Annotated in this window: 22 protein-coding genes and 1 riboswitch; of the genes, 19 read left to right on the forward strand and 3 right to left on the reverse strand. The window is 39.5% G+C overall.

Going from position 1 to position 23058, the window contains the following annotated elements:
- Nucleotides 1–88: 88 nt before the first annotated feature.
- Both ACXZ1K_RS10040 and ACXZ1K_RS10045 read right to left on the reverse strand, forming a co-directional pair.
- Nucleotides 89–2536 (reverse strand): transglycosylase domain-containing protein, encoded by a 2448-nt coding sequence (locus ACXZ1K_RS10040; protein ID WP_458969525.1) that lies wholly within the window; start codon nt 2534–2536, stop codon nt 89–91.
- A gap of 94 nt (nt 2537–2630) precedes the next feature.
- On the reverse strand, nt 2631–3875 hold the full coding sequence (locus ACXZ1K_RS10045) for a serine hydrolase (RefSeq protein WP_458969526.1): 1245 nt from the start codon (nt 3873–3875) through the stop codon (nt 2631–2633).
- 58 nt (nt 3876–3933) lie between these two features.
- Nucleotides 3934–4119: riboswitch (cobalamin riboswitch) on the forward strand.
- A gap of 97 nt (nt 4120–4216) precedes the next feature.
- On the opposite strand from ACXZ1K_RS10045, the gene ACXZ1K_RS10050 reads away from it, so the two are divergent.
- Genes ACXZ1K_RS10050 through ACXZ1K_RS10070 form a run of 5 tightly spaced genes read left to right on the forward strand, consistent with a single transcriptional unit; the run spans nt 4217 to nt 10299 of the window.
- Entirely contained in the window at nt 4217–6277 is a 2061-nt protein-coding gene (locus ACXZ1K_RS10050) for a TonB-dependent receptor plug domain-containing protein (RefSeq protein WP_458969527.1), read from the forward strand.
- 1 nt (nt 6278) lies between these two features.
- A complete protein-coding gene (locus ACXZ1K_RS10055) occupies nt 6279–7421 on the forward strand; it encodes a YncE family protein (protein WP_458969528.1) in 1143 nt (380 codons plus the stop codon).
- A gap of 15 nt (nt 7422–7436) precedes the next feature.
- Nucleotides 7437–8549, forward strand: a complete 1113-nt coding sequence (locus ACXZ1K_RS10060; protein WP_458969529.1) for a DUF5074 domain-containing protein — start codon at nt 7437–7439, stop codon at nt 8547–8549.
- A gap of 8 nt (nt 8550–8557) precedes the next feature.
- Complete coding sequence (locus ACXZ1K_RS10065; protein ID WP_458969530.1) at nt 8558–9661, forward strand: cell surface protein; 1104 nt, start codon at nt 8558–8560, stop codon at nt 9659–9661.
- 56 nt (nt 9662–9717) lie between these two features.
- Nucleotides 9718–10299, forward strand: a complete 582-nt coding sequence (locus tag ACXZ1K_RS10070) for a DUF6580 family putative transport protein (protein ID WP_458969531.1) — start codon at nt 9718–9720, stop codon at nt 10297–10299.
- Between the two features lie 59 nt (nt 10300–10358).
- Here the strand turns inward: ACXZ1K_RS10070 and ACXZ1K_RS10075 are convergent, their stop codons facing one another.
- Entirely contained in the window at nt 10359–11543 is a 1185-nt protein-coding gene (locus ACXZ1K_RS10075) for a multidrug effflux MFS transporter (RefSeq protein ID WP_458969532.1), read from the reverse strand.
- 39 nt (nt 11544–11582) lie between these two features.
- Here ACXZ1K_RS10075 and ACXZ1K_RS10080 point away from each other — a divergent pair, with 39 nt between their 5' ends.
- The 14 genes from ACXZ1K_RS10080 to ACXZ1K_RS10145 all read left to right on the forward strand — a co-directional run bounded on the left by ACXZ1K_RS10080 (nt 11583) and on the right by ACXZ1K_RS10145 (nt 22945).
- A complete protein-coding gene (locus ACXZ1K_RS10080; protein ID WP_458969533.1) occupies nt 11583–11795 on the forward strand; it encodes a heavy-metal-associated domain-containing protein in 213 nt (70 codons plus the stop codon).
- Nucleotides 11792–12361 carry an AraC family transcriptional regulator gene (locus ACXZ1K_RS10085; protein ID WP_458969534.1) on the forward strand — a complete coding sequence of 190 codons (570 nt, stop codon included), beginning with the start codon at nt 11792–11794 and terminating at the stop codon, nt 12359–12361. The genes ACXZ1K_RS10080 and ACXZ1K_RS10085 overlap by 4 nt, the downstream gene beginning before the upstream one ends.
- Nucleotides 12362–12463: 102 nt before the next feature.
- Nucleotides 12464–13159 (forward strand): HAD family hydrolase, encoded by a 696-nt coding sequence (locus tag ACXZ1K_RS10090; RefSeq protein WP_458969535.1) that lies wholly within the window; start codon nt 12464–12466, stop codon nt 13157–13159.
- Nucleotides 13156–13992 carry a phosphoribosyltransferase family protein gene (locus ACXZ1K_RS10095; protein WP_458969536.1) on the forward strand — a complete coding sequence of 279 codons (837 nt, stop codon included), beginning with the start codon at nt 13156–13158 and terminating at the stop codon, nt 13990–13992. The genes ACXZ1K_RS10090 and ACXZ1K_RS10095 overlap by 4 nt, the downstream gene beginning before the upstream one ends.
- A gap of 1 nt (nt 13993) precedes the next feature.
- Nucleotides 13994–14548 carry a TerD family protein gene (locus ACXZ1K_RS10100; protein ID WP_458969537.1) on the forward strand — a complete coding sequence of 185 codons (555 nt, stop codon included), beginning with the start codon at nt 13994–13996 and terminating at the stop codon, nt 14546–14548.
- Nucleotides 14549–14554: 6 nt separating this feature from the next.
- On the forward strand, nt 14555–15169 hold the full coding sequence (locus ACXZ1K_RS10105) for a TerD family protein (protein ID WP_458969538.1): 615 nt from the start codon (nt 14555–14557) through the stop codon (nt 15167–15169).
- Nucleotides 15170–15197: 28 nt separating this feature from the next.
- Nucleotides 15198–16295: a toxic anion resistance protein gene (locus tag ACXZ1K_RS10110; RefSeq protein WP_458969539.1), complete on the forward strand. Its 1098-nt coding sequence runs from the start codon at nt 15198–15200 to the stop codon at nt 16293–16295.
- A 9-nt stretch (nt 16296–16304) separates the two neighbouring features.
- A complete protein-coding gene (locus ACXZ1K_RS10115; protein WP_458969540.1) occupies nt 16305–17267 on the forward strand; it encodes a hypothetical protein in 963 nt (320 codons plus the stop codon).
- A gap of 39 nt (nt 17268–17306) precedes the next feature.
- Nucleotides 17307–18299 (forward strand): TerC/Alx family metal homeostasis membrane protein, encoded by a 993-nt coding sequence (locus ACXZ1K_RS10120; protein ID WP_458969541.1) that lies wholly within the window; start codon nt 17307–17309, stop codon nt 18297–18299.
- A gap of 10 nt (nt 18300–18309) precedes the next feature.
- On the forward strand, nt 18310–19134 hold the full coding sequence (locus ACXZ1K_RS10125) for an SDR family oxidoreductase (protein WP_458969542.1): 825 nt from the start codon (nt 18310–18312) through the stop codon (nt 19132–19134).
- A gap of 59 nt (nt 19135–19193) precedes the next feature.
- The gene (locus tag ACXZ1K_RS10130) at nt 19194–20582 is read left to right on the forward strand and encodes an MBL fold metallo-hydrolase (RefSeq protein WP_458969543.1); all 1389 of its coding nucleotides are present in this window, start codon (nt 19194–19196) and stop codon (nt 20580–20582) included.
- Between the two features lie 212 nt (nt 20583–20794).
- Entirely contained in the window at nt 20795–22120 is a 1326-nt protein-coding gene (locus ACXZ1K_RS10135) for an OmpA family protein (protein WP_458969544.1), read from the forward strand.
- A 103-nt stretch (nt 22121–22223) separates the two neighbouring features.
- Nucleotides 22224–22409, forward strand: a complete 186-nt coding sequence (locus tag ACXZ1K_RS10140; RefSeq protein WP_458969545.1) for a hypothetical protein — start codon at nt 22224–22226, stop codon at nt 22407–22409.
- Between the two features lie 56 nt (nt 22410–22465).
- A complete protein-coding gene (locus tag ACXZ1K_RS10145; RefSeq protein WP_458969546.1) occupies nt 22466–22945 on the forward strand; it encodes a YMGG-like glycine zipper-containing protein in 480 nt (159 codons plus the stop codon).
- The last annotated feature ends 113 nt before the right edge of the window (nt 22946–23058 follow it).

A 23058-nucleotide genomic window follows, 5' to 3' on the forward strand; every position in this document is an offset into this window, starting at 1 on the left:
AGTTTATAGCGTATTAAATCTACGGAAATTCCAGTTAAGCAGTTTATAGAAATTGGGTAATAAAAGTATTGTTGATATTTTATACCAGTTACTGACCATTCTTCTTTTTTTCTTTCTCTTCCTGACGTTGTTTGCGTTTTAATTCTCTTTCTTCTTTTTTTGTGAGCGGCGCTTCAGGAGCTGGTTGTTTAACCGGTTCTGCGGGTTTGGTTTCTTCTGTTTTTTGTGGTTGAACTTCTTCTTTTGGAATTGTTTGCTGTTCTTCTGGTGCCGGCACATCAAACACAGTTGAATCTACCGCTAAGCTATCAGTCGATGTCGTATCCGCTGAGTATTCAGGAGTAGGGCAGTTGATGTCTACCGTTATCTTCACCTTTGCCTTAGGAAAAGGGCCCATAGTGTATCCTGTAGATGGGTCTTTGTAAACCTTTTCCATAAACTTGGCAAAGATCGGTAGGGCAGTTCTAGACCCTTCACCCGTTTCACCGTTTTTAAAATGCGCAGTGCGCTCGTCACAGCCAACCCAAACACCCGTAACCAAGTCTTTTGTGATACCCATGTACCAGGCGTCAACATAATCAGATGATGTTCCTGTTTTTCCACCAATCTGATTGTTCTTTTTCCAAAGGTCCCATTCCCACAATGCGCGTGAGGTGCCACCAGGTTCATCCATACCGCCTCTAAACATGTAAAGCATCAGCCATGAAATCTCTTCTGAAAGCGCACGTGTTGCTTTTGCTTTAAATTCCTCGATGATATTATCATCCAGGTCTGTAATCTTTTCTACTAAAATGGGATCTGTTTTCATCCCTCCATTCAAAAAGGTACCATAGGCTTTTACCATCTCATAAACGGATACATCATTTGGACCAAGGCTTACTGAAGGAACGGTGGCAAGGTGACTATCAATTCCACAGGCATGAGCCCATTTCACTACATTTTCTGCACCCACAGCCTCGGTAACTTGTGCGGTTACTGTATTTACAGATTTGGCCATTGCCCAGCGCAGCGACATTTCCCTGTAACTATTGCTCCAATCCGCATTCCTGGGTTCCCAGTATTCTGTTTTGCCGTTTTCCTGATAGGGAATGCGGACAGGTTTATCTACAAATGTGGTACATGGACTCATTCCTTTTTCTAATGCTGCCAAATATGCGAATGGCTTAAATGTAGAACCCGCCTGACGTTTTGATTGATTTACGTGATCATATTTAAAGAATTTATGATCAATACCACCAACCCAAACTTTAATCTTCCCACTAAAAGGATCAAGCGTCATCATTCCTGTATTTAATATTTTACCATAATAGCGGATGGAATCGATGGTAGAGAACATGGTGTCTCTATCGCCCTTCCAGGTAAATATCTTCATTTTCTTTTTTCTGTTGAAATAGGCCTCCAGGGAATCGGGATTATCTTTAAACTTCTTTTCCAGCAAAGCATAAATCGGAAGGTTTTTCATCGCCCTATTTGGGTAGTCTACCTTCTTCTTTTCAGAATCTTGCCATGGATCTTCATCACCCCATACATTATAGAACCTGCGCTGCAAAGATTTCATCTGGTCGGCAACAGCTTCCTCTGCATATTTTTGAAGTTTAGAATCAATTGTAGTGTAAATTTTTAAGCCATCTTCATAAAGATCATAATTGTTGTCTGAACACCACTTCTCCAGGTATTTGTCTACAGCCGCTCTTAGATAAGAATCTCCGTCGCTGCCCGCATCCACTCTTCCTTGTTTTAAGTTGATAGGGGTTTTCTTAAAAGAATCCAGCTGTACGGCATTAATATAGTTGTATTTGTTCATCTGAGACAAGGCCACATTTCGTCTTTCCAGGGCTTTATCAGGATTTTTTATTGGATTGTAAGTGCTTGTTCCTTTTAGCATCCCAACCAATAATGCTGATTCAGGTACGTCCAAATTATTCGGTTCCTTATCAAAATAAGTACGTGAAGCAGTTTTGATACCATAGGCATTGTTACCGAATGAAACCGTGTTTAGGTACATGGTAATAATTTCGTTTTTAGAATAGTTAGATTCCAGCTTTACAGCGGTAGACCATTCCTTAAGTTTAGCAACTATTGTGCGCACCACGGGAATACGACTTAAAAAGCCCTGCGATTTATTGTAGCGCGTTCGGTATAAGTTCTTTGCAAGTTGTTGGGTGATAGTACTGGCGCCACGTTTATCACCAGTAGCGGTCGAGATCCCACTAGATAGTAGTGAGCGAAAATCTATACCCATATGTTTGTAAAAACGAACATCTTCAGTAGCTACCAGGGCATTGATTACACTTGGTGTAATCTCTTCAAAGCTAACAGGGGTACGGTTCTCTTTGTAATAACGACCTATCAGTTTTCCATCGGAGGTATAAAGTTCAGAGCCGACGCGTTGTGTGGGCAACTTAATGTCCTTATAAGAAGGCGAGTAACCAAAGAGCCACAAAAAGTTGATTTGGAGGGCGCAAAAGAAAATTATGATGGAGTAAACAAATATGGTAATGTAACGAATATATTTATTGCGAATTTCTTTAAACATGGGTATAAAGATCAAAAAAACGTAAAACTGTTAGTGTTAAATATTGTTAAAACTGCAATACAAATAAACGTAATTAATTTACTTAAATTTAAGCCTAATATTTAATTATAAATTTCTTTAGATCGGGTTCTATTTTACGTTTGCGCTCTAATTCATATGCATAGATCGTCCGACCTAAATTTTTCATAAAGGGGTAGCAGACAGTTTCATACTCGTACTTATCATCGTTATATATTCCATCGTCGTTGGACTGAACAACGGCAGTCAGGAAAAACTCGACCTTGTTCTTAAAATCTACGAAGTAGGAATTATCTATTATAAATCCATACGAATCCCCGTATTTGTTAAAAATCCTGATGTTTTTAACTGGGGGTGAAATATTATCTCTGCCGTAAAAGAGCATTTTTGAATAAGTTGCCCAAAACTTGTCAGCATCATACTTTGGATAGTCGCTTTCCGTTGGGTATTTACTCATATAAGTGTAGATCAATTGATAATCCGCAGCCTTCAAATTGAATCTGTCTTTAATGGGAAAAGCCTCAGGAAATATAAGCCTTCTCATTAGTGATTGCTGGTCAGAAATACTAAAAGTGTTTTTATTTTCTAAACTAAATGGCTCATTTACCAGCTTTTCTCCACTGTCCAGGTAGCCTTTTCCCAATAAGGTATTGGTTAGTTTTAATGGGTAATCTTTTGAATCGTATTGTGGCGGCTGACTAAAAATCAATTGTTCGTCATGATAGAACCTAATTGGATTGGTGTGTTTTGCCGTTTCTCCAGCATCACCAATCGCTAGTCGGTTTAAAATTCTGCTATCAAGCAAACCATATTTTTTAAGTTTAGTATTGATCTCTTCGCGACCTATAAACTCGAATAGACGATTGAATGCGTCATTATCGCTTGTTAGCAATATTTTTTTAATGTAATGCGATATGGAAGGGAGCCCATTTTCCGCCGAGGTGTCTTTTACAACTTTAGTTTGTTGGGTAAAAGCACTATCAGTGATCATCGTACTATTAGCCGTCAGTTTGGGAATATGCAATTCATTGATCTTCTCTAATGCAAAAATTACTGCGGCCAGCTTTACTGTACTAGCAGGATAAAAATACCGCTGGTTATCCAGGTTATAGCTAAATGATTTGAATGAAGGCTTATTTTTTTTATCACGGTTGATTTGAGTGTACAGCACCTGTACCTGATTTTTCTGAGGGTGATTGAGCACATGGCTAAAAAGTTCAGAATTGTCTTTCACTAGCTTTTCAATTAGCACTGTATCAGTTTTTTGAGCCATCGCACCAAAGGTTGTAAGTAGGAAAATCGCAGTGCATATTTTCTTCATGATTAAGCCATTACCAGCATAAATATAAGCAAATGAGTTTAAAGCCGTAGAAATTGAATATATTTGCACCGCTTTTGGTTCCCGGTAGCTCACCGGGATTAAAAGGGAATACGGTGTAATTCCGTAACTGTCCCGCAGCTGTAAGCTTCATAACGGTATCCAAATCACGCCACTTTTCCGCAGGAAGGGGAAGGCAGGATCACCGGAAGTAAGTCAGAAGACCTGCCACTTGCATTAAGATTTCATAGCTTTCGGGGATTGAAGCTTGGAGTGAGTGCTTATTTATTGTATTTCATTTCCTTGATCTAACTGTTTGCTGTGGGTTATTAACTCACAACAAAATGAGAAAAAACAACAGCGCTTTTTTTAGCGCCAATTGTACGATTAGTTTTTCTATAGCCATTTTGTGGACAGGCATTCTTACGCCTACATATTTGCAGGCGCAAGATGCCAATCTAAAGCTCAGCAATGACTCTTTAAAACAACAGATTGAACTGAAAGAAGTAGCCATACGGTCGGCAAAGAACAATAAGCGACAAACTTCTTCCACCCCCTTACAAATCCTTTCCGGTAGCGACTTGCAAAAACTGAACAGTCTATCTGTAGCTGATGCGATGAAATATTTCTCTGGCGTGCAAATTAAAGACTATGGTGGCATAGGAGGATTAAAAACGATCGATGTAAGAAGCTTGGGTACTAACCATACCGGGGTTTTTTACGATGGTGTTGAGCTTGGCAACGCTCAAAACGGGCAGGTGGATCTAGGAAAATATTCATTAGACAATATTGACGAGATTGAATTGTACAGCGGCCAAAAAAGCACCATATTCCAGTCGGCCAAAGCCTTTGCATCAGCAAACACCATTTATTTAAAAACAAAAGATCCAATTTTTACAGATGATCAAAAAATAAACTTATCTGCCTCAATAAAATCAGGTTCTTTTGGTTTGTTTAATCCATCTCTCCTTATACAAAATAAACTATCAGAAGCGCTATCCAGCTCGATAAGTACAGAATACACAAAGGCAAATGGCAGGTATAAATTTAGGTATACCAATGGGGTGTTTGACACTACCGCGATAAGGAACAATGGAGATGTTGAACGGTTGCGACTAGAGCTGGGATTGAAAGGCAATTTTAAGGACAGCAGCACGCTATCCACAAGAATCTATCTATACACAGACGAAATGGGTTTGCCGGGGGCGATAGTAAGCAACAAATTCAATTACCTGCAAAGAACATGGAATAAAAATGCCTTTATCCAATCAACCTACCAAAAGCACTTCAGTAAAAATTATAGCCTGCTTGCTACTGCCAAACTTGGATACGATTACAACCGCTATTTAGATCCGGAAAGTGTTTCTTTAAACGGTTTCCTGGACAATACCTATAAACAACAAGAAGCCTATATTTCACTGGTGCATCAGTACAGCATTACAAAAATATGGACAGTAGCACTGGCAACAGATTACCAGTTCAATAAGCTTGATGCTAATATATACCGTTTTCCTTACCCTACCAGAAATACGTTGCTGGGTGCTTTTGCATCACACCTTAACCTTAATCGCTTAGATCTGCAAGCCAATGTGGTCGGCACACTCGTACAGGATCATGTAAAAGATGGAAGTCCGGCCGGAAAGAGCCAGAAAATTACGCCGGCACTTATGTTGTCCTGGCAGCCTTTCGAAAGTAAAGAATTTAGGATAAGGTCATTCTATAAAACAGCGTACCGACTACCCACTTTTAATGATCTGTATTATACGGATTTCGGGAGAACTTACCTTCGACCGGAATATGCCAGGCAGTATGATGTGGGGCTAACTTATATTCGCACATTCGATAAAGTACTTAAACAATTGTCCATCCAGTCGGACGCCTACTTTAATAAGGTAAAAGATAAAATAGTGGCCGTTCCAGGGAATAACGCACAGCGATGGAGTATAGAAAACATCGGTGATGTAGACATCAAAGGGCTGGATGTCAACCTCCAAACCACTTGGCAGGCTAACCAGGTTGTGTTAACCTCCGGACTAAACTATACCTATCAGGATGCAAAAGATTTGACCCGAATTCCGGCAGTAGTATCCTACAAAAGGCAGTTGCCTTACATTCCAAGACATAGCGGATCTGTAGTAGCCTGTGTAGTTTTAGATCAGCTGGCACTCAATTACAGCTTTATTTACACCGGAGAAAGGTACAACCAAAAAGCAAATATAGTGGCCAACCATGTTGAACCCTGGTATACGCATGATGTTTCCGTTAGATATGCCGCTGTAGTCAACAAAAGCACGTTAAAATTATCTGCAGAGGTGAATAACCTATTTAATCAATATTACGACGTGATGGCCAACTTCCCGATGCCAGGGCGTTCTTATCGTATCACTTTAAATCTTAATTATTAATATGAAATTCAACACACTGCTACTATATATTTTGCTAATCACTTCAATAGGGTTGAGCGCCTGTCGCAAAGACCCTGTGCCAACTCCAGAAGAAGTTGTCAATACACTTTTTCCAGCAGAGCCCTCGGCTTCAGTTAAAGGGCTTTACCTGGTTAACGAAGGCAATATGTACATGAATAAGGCATCAATAGATTATGTAGACTTTACGGCAGGCAACTTTAGAAGAAATATTTACAATCAGGTAAACCCTGAAGTAACCAAAGGACTTGGTGATGTAGGAAATGATGTAGGTGTTTACGGCTCAAAGCTATATGTAGTGGTAAATGGTTCCAATAAAGTGGAAGTAATGAATGTGAAAACAGGAAAACGCATTCAGCAGATCGACCTGTTAAACTGTCGCTACATTACCTTTAGGAATGGCAAGGCTTATGTGAGTGCTTATTTCGGACAAGTTGGAGATCCCAACGCACCAAATGGGATTGTTGCCGAAATTGATACCACTACTTTAAAGGAAACGCGAAGAGTACAAGTAGGCAGGCAGCCCGAAGAAATGGCCGTTGTAGGGAATAACCTTTATGTCGCCAATTCAGGAGGTTATACTCCTTCCAATTATGAGCACACAGTTTCTGTGATCAATTTAACCACTTTGAAGGAGACCAGCAGGATTGAGACAGGTGTTAACCTGCACAGGCTGAAGGCAGATCAATATGGGGATTTATATGTTACCTCAAGGGGCGACTATTTGGATGTTCCGTCTAAACTCTATGTGATCAGTACGCAAACCGCGCAGGTAAAAAAGGTCTTTGATATTGCCGCAGGTAACCTGGTAATAGATGGAGATCTGGCCTATATCTACAGTTCAGAATTCAATAGCACTACTGGTAAAACCACAGTGAGCTATGCCATGCTTAATGTTAAAGATGAAACCTTGCTAACCAGGAAATTCATTACCGATGGTACAGATAAAGAGATTAAAGTACCATACGGGATCGCCGTTCATCCAATAACAAAAGATGTTTTCGTTACCGATGCTACAGATTATGTAACCCCAGGAAGATTGTACTGCTTTGATGCATCCGGAAAGAAAAAATGGTCGGTAGAGACAGGAGATATCCCTGCTCAATTCGCATTTGTATATAAATAAAATAAATTAAACAACATGAATAAAACAGTTACAAACTACAGTAAACTTGCAGCTATCCTGCTTATGGGCACGTCGTTATTTAGTGCATGTAAAAAAGACAGATTAGTGATCACAGACCGTTATGCTACAGGGACCCTAGGTGCATACGTCCTTTGTGAAGGTCAGTATGGCGGCACTAATAACAGTTCGATCACGTATTATGATATTGCTTCGAATACCGCTACAAAAGACTTCTTTAAAAAGCAGAATGGAACCGAGTTGGGTACCAATGCTAACGACTTAAAAGCGTATGGCAGCAAAATGTATTGTGTAATCACAGGAACCACTGCAGCGGCTAAAGACTCCTATTTAGAAGTGATTAACATTACTACAGGTAAATCTGTGAAACGAATTTCTTTATCAGATGCTACTGCAGGATTTTTACCAAGATATATCATCTTCAACGGAAGTAAAGGCTACATTTCTGGTTATGATGGCAGTATTACTAAAATTGATACAGCAAATTTAACTGTAGAATCCAGACTTAAAGTTGGCGGCGCACTGGAGGAAGAAACAATTGTAAACAATAAGTTATATGTGACCAATTCTGCACATTTCCAGTTTGGTACCGCAAACAATTCTTCTGTATCAGTAGTTGACCTGGCTACATTTACCAAGATAAAAGACATCGCTGTTGGTTTCAACCCTACACGTATTGCCGCAACAGCTGCAGGTGATGTTTTTGTATTGACAAAAGGTGATTATGTAAACATAAAACCTTCACTTGATAAAATCAGCAGTCTAACCGATAATAAAGTGAGCTCAAATGATAAGGTAAGTTTGGAATTTTTAAGAGTTTCTTCAGGAAAAGGCTTTGTAATTGGAGATTATACTGACCCTTACCTGAAAACATTTAACCTAAACACTGGCGAGCTGGTTGGCAATTTCATTACAGACGCGACCGCTTTAACTACAGCTTATGGTGTAACCGTAAACGGCTTTAACGATGATGTTTACGTTTCGGATGCGAAATCCTATGCCGCAGAAGGTAAAGTGATTGCTTTTGGTGCAGATGGAAAGAAGAAATTTGAATTTACTACTGGCGCAGTACCTCAAACTGCAGTATTTAATTATAGTTACAACAGATAAATAACCACATGAAGATTAACAATCAAATCCTTATTGCAATATTAGCGATTACACTATTCGGTGCCTGTAAAAAAGACAAAGAAGAAGTGTTGCTTGCGCCCTCCATTAAATTAGCTACAGAAACTGCTGCCATTACTGGAAAGGTGAATGAAAAAATAACATTGAAAGCTAATAATAACCTCGGTAATCACATAGATCAGGAATGGAAGGTAAATGGAGAAGTAAAGAGCAATACAGGAATATTGGAGTTTACGGCACCAAAATCTGGTACCTATACAATAGATTACAAGGCCAGCAACACTGCGGGTGTTTTCAGTTTTCAATATATACTGCAGGTTGCAGTGCCAGAAGTTCCGGTTTCCAGCAACAGTAATAAATTTGTAACCACATTATTTGAATATGCACCTGCAGCGGGTCAGTTTATGAATGAAGCCAGCTGGGGCAACGAGCTCAGTGGCAATTCTATCGTTGGCAAGCAGGCAACCCCGGGTGTTTGCCTTGGCGCTTTCGGCGGATATGTAGTATACGGCTTCGACCATACGGTGGTCAACAGAGCAGACGATGATGACATTATCGTTTATGGAAACGCGTTCGCCAATTTCTCTGAACCTGGAGTGGTTTGGGTAATGCAAGATGAAAACGGGAATGGCAAACCAGATGATACCTGGTACGAACTTGCAGGTAGTGAGTTTGGCAAAGAAGGATACATCCGTAATTATTCAGTAACCTACACCCGCCCAACGCCACCATCTTTAAGCGTGGCCTGGAAAGATAACAAAGGCGGTAGCGGCGTAGTTAAGCAAAGTTTTCATAAGCTGAACCATTATCCATTGTGGATCACTGCTGATGAATTTACCAGAACGGGAACATTGCTTCCATCCACTGGTATTAAGGGAAGTGTATCTGCGGCACTGGCATTCGGTTATGCAGACAATAAAGCCGGTGGTGATAAAGTAGATATAGCCAATGCCATTGATAAGGATGGTAAAAAGGTAGCATTAAAAGGTATCGACTTTATTAAAGTACAAACTGGTATCATGGCAGACCTTACCGTTTTTGGTGAGTTGAGCACCGAGGTTACCGGTATTGCCGACCTAAGCCTGGTTAAATAATCACCATTTTTTAATAGGCAGAAATAACATAACTTTGCATTTATAAATGATTAACCATGTCTGAGTCGAAATTTAACCCGCGTACTGCTATCCTTTTATTGATCATTGTGCTGGTCAGCATCATCCGTGTAGCTGCTCCCTTTAGTGATAACTTTAAGGAAATTGCCAATTTTTCGGCAATAGGAGCAATAGCTTTATTTGGTGGCGCATACTTTAACAGTAGTTTGAAAGCTTTTGGACTTCCATTGCTGATTTTATTGTTGAGTGATGTATTTATCGCAAAAACATCAGGTTATGGATTCTTTTACGGCGGTTGGTATTGGACTTACCTGGCTTTTATCCTGATGGTTTTTGTTGGCAAAGTAATGCTGAAAAAAGTTAATGTACAGAATTTGGTATTTGCGAATATCGTGATGATCTTGATTCACTGGATCGTATCAGACATTAGTGCGATGTACATTCCGGGATTGTATGAGCCTACGTTTGCTGGTTATCTGACTTGCCTCGTTGCTGCTATCCCTTACGAACTGAATTTTGTATACGGATCGCTAATCTATAGCATCTTGATGTTCGGTTCATTCGAATTATTAAAAGCAAAGTATCCATCGTTTAGCCTGTCGGGCAAAGCAATGTCATAAGTATTTTATCTAGCAAGAAGGAGGCCGATTCATTATTGAACCGGCCTTTTTTATTTCTATTATTTTATTCTTCGCCTGCCAAATAGTAATATCGTACAGGCAATAACAGAACAGGTGGTCATGATCACCAGCATCGGTACAATAGACTTAACATCAAACAATCCAATACCAACTGATGCCAATGCACCAAGTCCCATTTGTATAGCCCCCATTAATGCAGAAGCACTACCGGCATTTTTAGAAAATGGTGCAAGCGTTAAGGCTGAAGCATTCGGACTAACAAAACCAAGGCAGCATAAGAATTTAAACAGCAGAAAAATGGTGGTTGCCAAACCAAACCAGCCATTAATGCCACCAAACAAGAAAAACACAATGGTGATTACCTGGGCAAGCATGGCGAAAACAATAATCTGTTCACTCTTAAATTTATTGAGCAATAAGGTGTTTACCTGACTAGAGCCAATGAAGCCTACAGAAAGGAGTGCGAAGATCCATCCATAGGTTTCTTCACTTACCTTAAAAATATCCATGAACAATAACGGCGAGCCTGATATGTAGGCGAACAGGCCGGCAAATGCGAATGCACCTGTTAATGCATAAGTATAGAATTGAGGTTCGCGGATTACGGCTATAAAATTCTTTAAAATAGGCTTTGGTTTTAAAGACATCGTTGTATCCGGCTTGTAAACTTCTGGAAGCCACAGCCAGCTTCCAACCAGATTAAAAACGCCAATGCCAAGCAATATCAGAAAAATGGTATGCCAGCCAAAAGTAGTAGTGATGTAACCCCCAAGCGTAGGTGCAATCATTGGAGAAACGCCAAGTACCAGCATCAGTAAGGCGAATACCTTCGCGCTGTCTTCTACAGGAAACAGATCCCTTACCATAGCCACTGCAGCTACTGTTGCTGCGCAACTTCCTATGGCTTGTATAAATCGCAATGCGATCAATGCGTCTATAGAACTGGCAAACATACATCCAGCAGAAGCAATAATGTAGATCACCAAGCCTGCATATAATGGTTTTTTTCTGCCAAAGCGATCCAACAGCGGACCATATAGTAACTGACCTGCAGATATACCAATGAAAAAGCTGGAGAGTGACAAGGCAACTTTGGCAACGCTGGTATCCAGATCTTTCGCAATTGCGGGAAAACCGGGCAGGTACATGTCAATAGAAAAAGGAGCTAAAGCAGTCAGAGACCCCAATACAAGGATCAGTGAGAGGTATTTTTTATTTGTCATTAGCACAAAGATAGGATTTGAAATCGTTAGCTTTACGCTATGCATACTTTCAAATTTAAAACGAACATTAAATGCGATGCGTGTATCGCAAAGGTAACTCCATATTTGGATGGTTTAGGTAGTATCGATAACTGGAAAGTGGATCTTCAGAATCCCGACCGAGTACTGAGCATTGAAACAGAAGAGGCTTTAAATCCAAAAGAAGTGATTATGCTGCTGGACCAGGTGGGATATCACGCTGAAAAGATATGATCCTGCATGTAAAGAATATGGTTTGCGACCGCTGTATTCTAATGGTTAAGCAGCAGGTAGAAAACCTGGGTTTTGGCGTAGAAGAGATTAGTTTGGGTAAGGTACAGTTAAAGCCAGATCCGTCGGCCGTCCAGTTAGATGAGATTTCAGCTGCATTAACTAATCTTGGATTTGAGTTGATTGATAAAGAAAAGGACCAGCTAGTTGAGGCGCTTAAGACAGAAGTGATCGCGCTTATTCATCATGGTGGTATACAAGATCATAAACAAAGCATCATACACATGGTTGCAGAAAAGCTGCATAAAGATCAGGCTTACCTGAGCAGGCTATTTTCTGATAAAGAAGGGATAACTGTAGAGAAATACATCATCCAGCAGAGAATAGAAAAAGTGAAAGAATTGCTGCAATATGGAGAGCTGAATCTGAATGAGATTGCCTATCAGTTGGGATATAGCAGCAGCGCACATTTGTCCACCCAATTTAAATCCGTTACGGGGAGTTCTCCCAGCGCCTACAAAACCAGTACTACCGGGAGCAGAAAGCCACTTGACAAGGTGTTAAAGTAATTTTAGTTTAAGGTTAATTCACCACAATAATTTTGCGGCTAGCCGGGAAATTTGTAACATTAAGGGTAAAAAAACTACTAACTGAAAAAGCACGCTCAACTAATGCCAGTTTATAAACACTATTCCTTTGACCTGTGGCTAACTTTAATCAAGTCTAACCCCGCCTTTAAAACGGAACGGGCCAGGTATTTTCATCGCAAATTTAACCCTTCTGGGAAGTCCATCGAAGAAGTATCCGCTATCTTTAGAAAAGTTGATTTGATGGTGAACAGCATCAACGAGAAGACCGGAAAGAATATCGATGCTGAAGAGATGTATCTCATGGTAGTCAGCATGATCAACGATTATTCAACTGATTTTTCTGATGTAGATGTAGAACAGTTATATCAGGATATGGAAGGTGTGGTAATGAATCACTTGCCCGAAGTCTATTGTTCCAATAGTTTAAATGTGCTTAAAAGCATCCGGGAAAGTGGGAATAGCACTACAAGTCTGCTAAGTAACACTGGTTTCATTAAAGGAAGAACGCTTCGTAAAATTTTGAGTCAGCTGGGCATAGCTGAACTGCTGGATTTTCAATTGTATTCTGATGAGGTCAGGATGTCCAAGCCTAATCCTAAATTTTTTCAGTTGATGCTGGACAACATCGATCGCAAGAAACACCGCGAATTGGAACTTCATGAAATCATCCATGTGGGGGATAATGTTATTGCAGATCATAAAGGAGCTGAAAAAGTAGGCATCAAAACCTTGGTAATTAACTCTAACCACCTCACCATTAATCAGCTTATCTTATGATTCCTTATACCTACTCACTTCATAAAATAGATTGCACTAACAATTTCGGATTTAATCCTGATGATTACAGCAGATTTAAGTTTGGAGATGACCAAGTGGCCAAATCCTTTGGAAAAGCCCTCGCAAACGGATTTATAAAAGATTTCCTGGAAGACAGTAATATCAATGAGCAGATCGTGGTGATCTCTAGTCCGTATTGCTTCATTCCAACGGCTACATTTGCCATGAAGAATTACTTTGTATACCAATTAAACCACTGGCTTGCAGAAAATAACAGGTTAGTGGTGCAAGAGGCCAAAATCCACAGAACAATTACCTACAAAGAGGACTACGGAGAGTTGAATGCAGAGGATCGGTTAAAGCTAATTGGTAACGACTCCTTTCACATCGATAAGGATTTCCTGAAGGATAAGGTTCTTTTTTTTCTGGACGATATTAAGATTACTGGAAGTCACGAAAAAATGATTCTTAAAATGGTGAGGGAATACGGTTTGAAAAACAGTGTCTTCATGTTGTATTTTGCGGAATTGGTTAACAGCGAGATCCATCCAAACATAGAGAATTACTTAAATTACCATTGTATTAAAAACGTGTTTGATCTGGATGAAGTGATTAAAAGCGGTAATTTCTGTTTTAATACCAGGATTGTTAAATATATATTAAATTGCGATTTCAATAGCTTTAAAATCTTTCTGGAGCGCCAGGATGATCAATTTGCACAGGATCTTTACAACCTTTCTTTGGGCAACAGTTATCATTTGATTGAGAGCTATAGCAATAACTTTGATTTTTTAAAAAATTACATCATTAACAAAAACTATAAATACATATAACATGGCCATTAACTTACAAAAGGGGCAACGTGAAAACATTGATGCACCTAAATTTACAATAGGTTTAGGTTGGGACACCAATAGTTCTTCTACCGGAAGCGCATTTGATTTAGATGCCTCCGTTTTTATGCTTGATCAAAATAAAAAGCTTGTATCCGACGAGCATCTTGTATTCTATAATAATCTAAAATCTCCCGATGCAGCCGTTGAGCATACAGGCGACAACCTTACCGGCGACGGAGATGGTGATGATGAGCAAATCAAAGTAGACCTCACTAAAGCTGATGCGAGAGTTTCGGAGATTTGTGTGGTTGTGACGATTCATGAAGCAGAAAGCAGAAGACAGAACTTCGGACAGGTTAGAAATTCGTTTGTACGTATTTTTGATGCGGTAACCAATGAAGTATTGTTAAAATACGAACTGGAAGAAGACTTCTCAATTGAGACTGCAGTAGAATTTGGCAGAATATACAAGAGAGAAGGAAAATGGAAATTTGAAGCTGTTGGGGTAGGTATGAAGGGTGGACTTCAGGATTATTTAAACAAATATCAATAAGAAATTATGGCAATTAATCTTCAAAAAGGACAGCGCATCAGTCTGGAGAAAACCAACGGTAACAAACTTCAGAACATCTGTGTAGGCATTAACTGGGGCGCTATAGAAAAGAAAGGTTTATTTGGCTTTGGAAAAACAAAGGAAGCAGTAGATCTTGATGCAAGCTGTGCACTGTACGGTGAAGCCAAAAATTTAACGGAAGTAGTTTACTTCGGAAACCTTGGTTCTAAAGATGGTGCTGTAAGACATAGTGGTGATGACCTTACGGGAGATATGGGCGGCGATGATGGACTGGATAACGAGGTAATTACGCTTGATTTTTCCAGATTAAACAGCAATGTAAATTATGTTGCTTTCGTGCTGAATAGTTTTAGAGGTCAGGATTTTGGGACGATACCCTTCGCTTCCATCAGAATCTATGAAGGCAGTCCAAAGCGTGTAAATGAAGTTTTTGCTAGATATGACATTGCCAACGGTGCAGGTTTTGCAGGCCATGTTTCTATGGTACTTGGGGTGTTCTATAAAAAGAATGGTGAATGGAAATTTAATGCTATAGGTGAGCCTACGAAAGACAAGAAGTTAGAAGAAACTGTTAAAACCGTAACACAAACCTATCTCTAAGGTCTAATACCCGATCAAAATTAATACTATGGAAACCAATCAAAATGAAACCCAAACCATTACTCCTGTTAAACTGGATAAGGATGGAAATGTAAATCTTGCGGTGATTACCCCGGAAGAGGAAACCAAATATAAGGAGATCGGGAAATCCTTAGAGCCTTCTGATGTGAATTCTATACTAAACTATGGTTCTGATGCACAGAACTCTATGGAGAAATATAGTAATGATTTTCTATCGTCTGTACGTACCTACAATAGTGGCGAAGTGGGCGGGCTGATCAATGAACTGTTAACAGAACTGAACTATATAGACGTTGGTGAGCTGGAACAAACAGGTATCAAAGGCTTTCTAGCTAAGATCCCTTTTCTTAAAAACTTGTTTGTGGATGTTAAAAAGCTGTTCCAGAAATATGATGTGGTGATCAATAACGTTGATAAGATCACCAATAAAGTTAAAGCAGGTCGTTTAAATTCCATCAAGGACAACAGCTCTCTTCAAACCATGTTTGATAGCAATGTGGGTTACATCCATCAGATGGAAGAACTGATCATATCTGGTCAGCTGAAATATAACGAGCTAAGTTTAAAGCTCGCGGAAATGGAAGGTCGCCCGGCAGACTATCAGGATTATGAAATTGCAGATTTAAGAGATTTCTTGAGCAGACTGGATAAGCGCCTGGCCGATATGAAAATTGTTAGATTTATCATGATTCAGTCACTGGCCCAGATCCGTGTCGTTCAAAACAACAATACCTCAATTGCAGAAAAGGCACAATCGATAGTTTCTACTACAATACCGGTGTGGAAGAACCAGTTGACTCTTGCTGTAGCATTGCAAAGGCAAAAAGCCAATGTGGAGATGCAGAAGAAAATCTCTGATACTACAAATACGATTTTACAGAAGAACGCTGATATGCTAAAGCAAAACAGCATAGATGTTGCTAGAGAAAATGAGAAAACAGTAGTTTCTATTGAGACGCTAAAAATGACTACAGCCTCACTTATTGAAACTTTAAATGAGGTTAAACAGATCCATGAGGCAGGTGCACAAAGTAGAAGGGTATTGGATGGAGAACTTAAAACCCTTGAAACCGAGCTTAAAAAGAATGTTACCCGCGTTAACTAATCTTAACAGATGGATGAACGCCGTTCAAATATATTAAAAGCCTCGCGCACAGAGATAAGTCGTTTACAACTGCTCTCTGTGTTTTTTGAAGAAGAGGCGCTTTATAAAATATTTTTACGCAGCCAGGTAATCCACCAGATGTTCGAAAACAACGAAGATTTGGATATTGATAAGCTGGAAATTTTTCATATTCAGTTTACTGCCAGTCTGATTGAGCTTTTAAAAAAGATCAAAAAGAGTAATGAAAAAAATGTAAGCTTGATTTACGATGAGATCAGTCTGAACAAGGAACTGATCGAAAAAATGAGCAGTTCTGTATTTTCTGAAAAGAACTTTAATCTGGACAGACAGCAGCAATCGCTGAAGATTAACTTGTCGCTCAGGAAGCTCTTTCAGGTCCTGTCAGATCAAACAGAAGAATTTCCTTTCTCTAAAAACATTAACTCATTCAGTTCACGCTATGCGGGAGATTTTTATTACGACATCAGTTCGGCCCAATTGGGTGAATTGATCGATTTTGTGCCAAAGGATATGTATGTTAATGCACATGCAAGTATCCAAAGGAAGCTGATGGGGCAGTTGTGCAAATTTGATTTCCGTACAGAATTTTATTGCGGATTGAAATCCGGACAATTGATCATTGAGGTTTACAAGTTTTTGGATCAGGATAGGTACTTTCTTTTCTTCCCCAGCAGGAATTTGTTTTTGTTTTGTGAATTGAACGATCTGAAAGGAATTGACTTCGCGAACCACCAATCGGAAAAGGCGAGAATTATCCAGGAGCTCTCTTATAAAAATGACACGCTGTCCAGTAGTTCGGCAGCGCTGAAAACTTACATACCTGCCGAGATTATTAATTTGCTTAAAGAAAATTATCATAAAATCTCAGATATAAATTTCATGGATCACCTCAACAATTATGATGTGCAGGCCAATATTTTAAAAGCAATGCTTAAAACCGATCTTTTTTAGCATTTTTAGACAATAATTACGAACGGAATAATACATAAAATGGATAATAATTTAATCAATCACCCTGGAGTTATAATTGGGTTTGCCTTATTGGTGCTAGTGATGCTACTACTGGATCTTGGTGTGTTTAATAAGAAGGTACATGCTGTTTCCAGCAAAGAGGCAGCCATCTGGTCCGTGGTTTGGATCTCGCTTTCTATGGCATTCAGCGGGGTAATCTATTATGTTTCCGGTTTTGAGAAATTTACGCAATTCCAATCTGCTTATTGGATTGAGAAAGCACTTTCAGTAGATAACCTCTTTGTGTTTATCCTGGTTTTCGGCTTTTTTAACGTGCCAAAAGAACTGCATCATAAAGTTTTATTTTGGGGAATCATTGGCGCATTGATCTTTAGAGCGATATTTATATTCGCGGGTGTGGGATTGATTAACCTGACTTACCTTCCTGAAATGAATATATTCGGGCATTTAGTAAGTATCAATGTGGTCATGTTGCTATTTGGACTCTTCCTGATCTATGCAGGTATAAAATCGGGTATCAGCAGTGATGACGATGATGAGGAAAAGGACTTCAGCAAAAGCGCTGGGGCCAGACTGATTTACAAACTATTTAAAGTAAGCAAGGAGTTTGACGGTGGCAATTTCTTTACCATAGAAAACGGTATTAAAATAGCGACCCCACTGTTGGTAGTGGTTGCAGTTATTGAATTTACAGATGTTTTATTTGCGGTGGATTCTATTCCTGCAATTTTTGCTATTGCCCCAGATGATCCGTTGATTCTTTATACCTCTAACATTTTTGCCATTCTGGGACTTAGAGCACTATACTTCCTTCTGGCGAATTTCATACATATGTTTAGTCTGTTAAAATATGGACTAGCGGTTATTTTGTCTTTTATCGGTGTGAAGATGGTAATCGCTCCAATCTACCATATATCTTCTCCGCTATCGCTTTCTATAGTTGGTGGTGTTTTGATTTTGTCTGTCATTGCATCGCTGCTTTTTGTTCCAAAAGCGACGAACGAGCAATAATCCACTACAAATGAGTAATACAGTAAGTATACTCGGCTGCGGCTGGTATGGTGTGGCCATTGCTAGAAAGCTGGTTGATTTAGGATGGACAGTTAACGGGTCAACTACTAGTGAGGATAAACTTCAAAGCCTTGAGGAAGCCGGCATTACTGGGTATTTGGTAAATTTTAGTGCGGATCAAGAACAATTTGATCCTGAATTTTTTACATGTGATGTCCTTATTATATCCATACCCCCACAAAGAAGTGCGGGTTTGCAAAGTGAATACCCGGAAAAGATCAGGAAAATTGCTAAAGTGGCGAAAGCCGCAGGCGTAAAAAAGTTGCTGATGATCAGCTCTACTTCGGTTTATGGTGATACAAATGGTGAAGTAGATGAAACCAGCCCTTTGAAGCCTGATACGGAGTCTGGGCGGGCCATTGTTGATGCAGAGCATATTGTTAGGAGTTACGCAGGTGTAGCAGTTACGGTGCTTCGTTTTGGAGGATTAATCGGTCCGGGCAGAAACCTGGCCAAGTTTTTTGCAGGTAAAAAGGGTATATCAAATGGCCTTGCACCGGTTAACTTAATTCACCTGGATGATTGCATAGGTTTAACCGTTCATGTTTTAGAAGCTGATGCATTTGGCTTTACCTTCAATGCATGCTCACCAGACCATCCCACCAGAGCGGAACTCTATACACTTGCCGCAGAGGTTAGCAATTTACCAAAACCAGGCTTCTTAAATGAACTAACTAAATGGAAGCGAATTAACGGAAATTTGGTTACGAAGGAGCTTAATTATAAGTATCTGGTAAACAAATGGTCAGATTTTTTGACGGCTGATAAGTTGTAAAATGAGATTAAGCTAGTAATTAAAATATTAACTTGCTTTACAATACGACAATACAACCTATGAAACTAACGATTTGGGGGGCAGCACAGCAAGTTACAGGAAGCATGCACCTACTGCAACTTAATGATTACAACATTCTGATTGATTGCGGCTTAGATTATGAAAAGGAAACATTTCAGGAAGAGAATCAATATTTTCCCTTTGATCCCACATCGATAGATCTTGTTATTCTTACTCATGCGCACATAGACCACTCCGGGAACCTGCCAACACTGGTAAGGATGGGCTTTCAGGGACAGGTTCTTTCAACACCGCCAACAGCAGATTTAACAGAATTGTTGCTTCTGGATTCCGTCAATATTTTTATCAGTAAACAACATAAACATTCAAAAGGTAAGCACAGAAGATCGTCTGGCCCGCAGCCCTTATACCTACAAAAACATGTAATGGAGACAATGGAGCGTTTTGTTACCATTGCATTTCATAAAGACTTTCACATTAACGATCAAGTCTCCCTAAGGTTTATCCCAGTTGGGCACTTATTGGGTGCTGCTGCGGTGGTGCTAACGGTTAAGGAAGGTGAAGTAATTAAGAAAATTGCTTTCACTGGCGATATTGGAAGGCAAAATTACCCAGTGCTTGTTAATCCGGATCCCCTGCCTCAGGTAGATTACCTGGTGACAGAATCAACTTACGGGGGAAGATTGCATACGACAGATACCACTTTGCAAGACAAATTAATTGAAACAATTAATGAAGCTTGTGTGAAATTTCCGGGCAGATTAATTATCCCTGCTTTCAGTATTGGGCGTACACAGTCGCTCGTATACAGCCTAAATAAAATATTTAGTGAAGGATTATTGCCGCCTGTTAAAATATTTGTTGATAGTCCGTTAGCCAGTTTTGCTACAGATATCTATCGCAAACATCAGTTGCTTTTAAACCAAGAATCTCAGGAGTTTTATAAAAGAAAGGGAGATGAGTTCGAATTTGAAGAATTGACTTATGTGCATGATAGAAAAGAGAGCCTTTCTGTATCAAACTACCATGAGCCTTGTATCATTATTTCTTCCGCAGGTATGCTGGAAGGAGGGAGAATTCAGGATCACTTGTATTACAACATTCAAAACTACTATTGTACCATATTATTTATCGGGTATTGTGCTAAAGGAACACTTGGTAACCGCCTTTTGAGGGGTGACCCAATTGTAAGATTGAGGAATCGCGAATTGATGGTATATGCTAGTATTAAGCAAACTGACTTATTAAGCGGGCATGGCGACCATAAAGATTTGGTCAATACGGTCAAACAGCAAGATCAGCATAAGATCAGTCAGGTATTCCTGGTTCATGGCGAAATTAATAGCATGAATTTGCTTAAAACTGCCTTGGAAGAGGAAGGTTATCCGGTTAGTATTCCGGAGCGCGGACAGGTCTTCGAACTGTAATAGCTAATTTTTTGTAGTAAAAACTGGACATATTTATCCACATCGTTCACGGAATTTCGTTTGATATCACGTTAGCTTGATTGTAACTAAAACATTGATAGTGAATCGTTTTTTTTAATTAAATGCCAATAAAGCGGCTTTGGCAGGATTATTACGTATAGCATTTCGTTCACACAATAAAATGAACGATTTATTATCTAACTATTAAAACGATGAAATCAAAATTTACTAAAGCGGCCCTTGTACTTTCCCTGGTTGGATTGTCGTCGCAATTATTTGCGCAAACAGATAGCGTAAGTTCAGCAGACAGGTTCTCAAAAAAAGAATTCCGTACATGGTCAATAGGACTTAACGGTGGTATGTTAACACATTATACCCCATTCAACAACAGAACTAATGGCGACTTCAGTACACCTTATGAGGAATGGGGTTACGGCGGTTACATTAAAAAACAAATTGTTCCTGGATTTGGCTTACAGGCAGATTTCCTGGCTGGTAAGGTTAGAGGTGGAAGACCGAATGCAACGCCAGGAAGCGCAGCAACTTTTACTACCAGAATTGACTGGTCAGCAGCCGTAACTGGTGTGTTCACTGTTGCAAATTTAAGTCTTAACCAAAAAAGAAATATACTTTCACCTTACGCGAAGATCGGTGCAGGATATATGTCATCAAGTGCTAACACTAATGCAACCGTAAACGCAGCAAACACTCCATATCAGGAGAACTGGTTTGTACCAGTTGGAGCGGGCTTTAAATTAGGTGTTTCTAAAGGCGTAAACATTGATCTAGGTTATACTGTAAACTTTACTAAAGCACAAAACTTTGATGGTGTAACAGGAGGAGCAAATGACAGGTTCTCTTATGCTCACGCAGGTATTGAGATTGCTTTAGGACGTAAAGGAACATCTCAACTACAGAATTTCAGCGCAATTGCGGCACTCCGTGAAGCAAGTGCAGCAGAAAGTGCTGAATTAAAAAGAGCTTTGGCAGCTTCAGAAGAGGCGGCTAGAAGAGATAGAGATGCAGCAGCTGCAAAATATGCCCAAGATTTGGGAGATGATGATGCTGACGGTGTAGCAAACAAATTTGATAAATGTGCGGGTACTGCTGCCGGAACCGTTGTAGACGGAGCTGGATGTCCATTAAAAGCGCCTGCACAAGTAATCAGAGAGAAAATCGTTGTTACAGAAGCAGATCGTAAAGTGGTAGATGAAGCTATCAGAAACTTAGAATTTGACTTAGGTAAAGCAACTATTCGTTCTACTTCATATGCTACATTGAATAAAGTAGCTGCCTTATTAGTAGAGAAAAACTTTAGCTTGAAATTGGCAGGTCATACTGATAACACTGGTTCAATGGCTTTAAATCTTCGTTTATCGAAAGACAGAGCAGAATCTGTAAAAGCATACCTGGTATCTCAAGGAGCTAATGCATCAAGAATCGAAGCAACAGGATATGGTCCAAACCAACCAATAGCTTCTAACAAAACTGCTGCAGGACGTCAACAAAACCGTAGGGTTGAGTTCTCATTGTTCTAGTAGCAATATTTGATAACTAAGGAAGGCTGCCTGATATGGCGGCCTTCTTTGGTTTTTACCAAACCAAGTTTGTTTTGCTTTGTTATATGACAAAGAAACTATTATGGCAAAGGAAAAATCTAAGGATTACTTAAGTAAGCATCCGGAACTGAAAATTGATGATACATTAAATCTGGGTTTAGATGCTGATCAATCATCAACAGGTGATTCAGATTGCTATAATAATGACAATGACCAAGTTTCAGGTAATGGTGATGCGAAAGTATATTCTCCATTAGACGACAAATGATAAGTTTGGCATCATTTTTTCTTATGTATATATAATACACACTAAATTTTAAAATCATGAAACATTTATTTTCAGTACTAGGAATCGCAATCATGCTATCAGCGTGTAGTAATAATGCAAAGCAACAAGAATTGGCAAGACAACAGGAAATTGCAAAACAACAAGCAGTTGCTGCTGTTAAAGACAGTTTGAAATTAGATAGCTTCAGAAGAGCAGAAGCCATGAAGGTAGAAAACGAAAAAGTTGCCGCAAGAGTACGTGAAGAAAAACGTACATTGTTGCTTGCAGAACGTAATGAAGCAGCTCCATCACCAAGAACATATAGCGAAACTGAAACTACCACAAAGAAAAAAGGTTGGAGTTCAGCTGCCAAAGGTACCGTAATCGGCGCTGGAGCAGGAGCGCTAGGCGGTGTTTTGATCGATAAAAAAGATGGTCGAGGTGCTATAATCGGAGGGCTTGTAGGAGCCGGCGCAGGATACCTAATTGGTCGTGATAAAGACCGTAAATCAGGTAGAGTTCAACCGAAAAACTAATTTTAATTACCTTATATCTCGTAAAGAGCCATTTAGTAAAATAAATGGCTCTATTTTTTTGTCAAAAATGCAGGATTTTTCAATTTATAAATTCAAATTGTTTAAATATTTCG

Source organism: Pedobacter jaeyakensis (genome assembly GCF_054461315.1).

Excerpts from the sequence above, each read along its gene's own strand:
- ACXZ1K_RS10110 (WP_458969539.1), top strand. The coding sequence starts at position 15,198 with ATGGAAACCAATCAAAATGAAACCCAAACCATTACTCCTGTTAAACTG.
- ACXZ1K_RS10040 (WP_458969525.1), bottom strand. The coding sequence starts at position 2,536 with ATGTTTAAAGAAATTCGCAATAAATATATTCGTTACATTACCATATTT.
- ACXZ1K_RS10055 (WP_458969528.1), top strand. The coding sequence starts at position 6,279 with ATGAAATTCAACACACTGCTACTATATATTTTGCTAATCACTTCAATA.
- ACXZ1K_RS10105 (WP_458969538.1), top strand. The coding sequence starts at position 14,555 with ATGGCAATTAATCTTCAAAAAGGACAGCGCATCAGTCTGGAGAAAACC.
- ACXZ1K_RS10095 (WP_458969536.1), top strand. The coding sequence starts at position 13,156 with ATGATTCCTTATACCTACTCACTTCATAAAATAGATTGCACTAACAAT.
- ACXZ1K_RS10075 (WP_458969532.1), bottom strand. The coding sequence starts at position 11,543 with ATGACAAATAAAAAATACCTCTCACTGATCCTTGTATTGGGGTCTCTG.
- ACXZ1K_RS10090 (WP_458969535.1), top strand. The coding sequence starts at position 12,464 with ATGCCAGTTTATAAACACTATTCCTTTGACCTGTGGCTAACTTTAATC.
- ACXZ1K_RS10140 (WP_458969545.1), top strand. The coding sequence starts at position 22,224 with ATGGCAAAGGAAAAATCTAAGGATTACTTAAGTAAGCATCCGGAACTG.
- ACXZ1K_RS10100 (WP_458969537.1), top strand. The coding sequence starts at position 13,994 with ATGGCCATTAACTTACAAAAGGGGCAACGTGAAAACATTGATGCACCT.
- ACXZ1K_RS10145 (WP_458969546.1), top strand. The coding sequence starts at position 22,466 with ATGAAACATTTATTTTCAGTACTAGGAATCGCAATCATGCTATCAGCG.
- ACXZ1K_RS10080 (WP_458969533.1), top strand. The coding sequence starts at position 11,583 with ATGCATACTTTCAAATTTAAAACGAACATTAAATGCGATGCGTGTATC.
- ACXZ1K_RS10065 (WP_458969530.1), top strand. The coding sequence starts at position 8,558 with ATGAAGATTAACAATCAAATCCTTATTGCAATATTAGCGATTACACTA.
- ACXZ1K_RS10045 (WP_458969526.1), bottom strand. The coding sequence starts at position 3,875 with ATGAAGAAAATATGCACTGCGATTTTCCTACTTACAACCTTTGGTGCG.
- ACXZ1K_RS10125 (WP_458969542.1), top strand. The coding sequence starts at position 18,310 with ATGAGTAATACAGTAAGTATACTCGGCTGCGGCTGGTATGGTGTGGCC.
- ACXZ1K_RS10115 (WP_458969540.1), top strand. The coding sequence starts at position 16,305 with ATGGATGAACGCCGTTCAAATATATTAAAAGCCTCGCGCACAGAGATA.
- ACXZ1K_RS10050 (WP_458969527.1), top strand. The coding sequence starts at position 4,217 with ATGAGAAAAAACAACAGCGCTTTTTTTAGCGCCAATTGTACGATTAGT.
- ACXZ1K_RS10085 (WP_458969534.1), top strand. The coding sequence starts at position 11,792 with ATGATCCTGCATGTAAAGAATATGGTTTGCGACCGCTGTATTCTAATG.
- ACXZ1K_RS10135 (WP_458969544.1), top strand. The coding sequence starts at position 20,795 with ATGAAATCAAAATTTACTAAAGCGGCCCTTGTACTTTCCCTGGTTGGA.
- ACXZ1K_RS10060 (WP_458969529.1), top strand. The coding sequence starts at position 7,437 with ATGAATAAAACAGTTACAAACTACAGTAAACTTGCAGCTATCCTGCTT.
- ACXZ1K_RS10070 (WP_458969531.1), top strand. The coding sequence starts at position 9,718 with ATGTCTGAGTCGAAATTTAACCCGCGTACTGCTATCCTTTTATTGATC.
- ACXZ1K_RS10120 (WP_458969541.1), top strand. The coding sequence starts at position 17,307 with ATGGATAATAATTTAATCAATCACCCTGGAGTTATAATTGGGTTTGCC.
- ACXZ1K_RS10130 (WP_458969543.1), top strand. The coding sequence starts at position 19,194 with ATGAAACTAACGATTTGGGGGGCAGCACAGCAAGTTACAGGAAGCATG.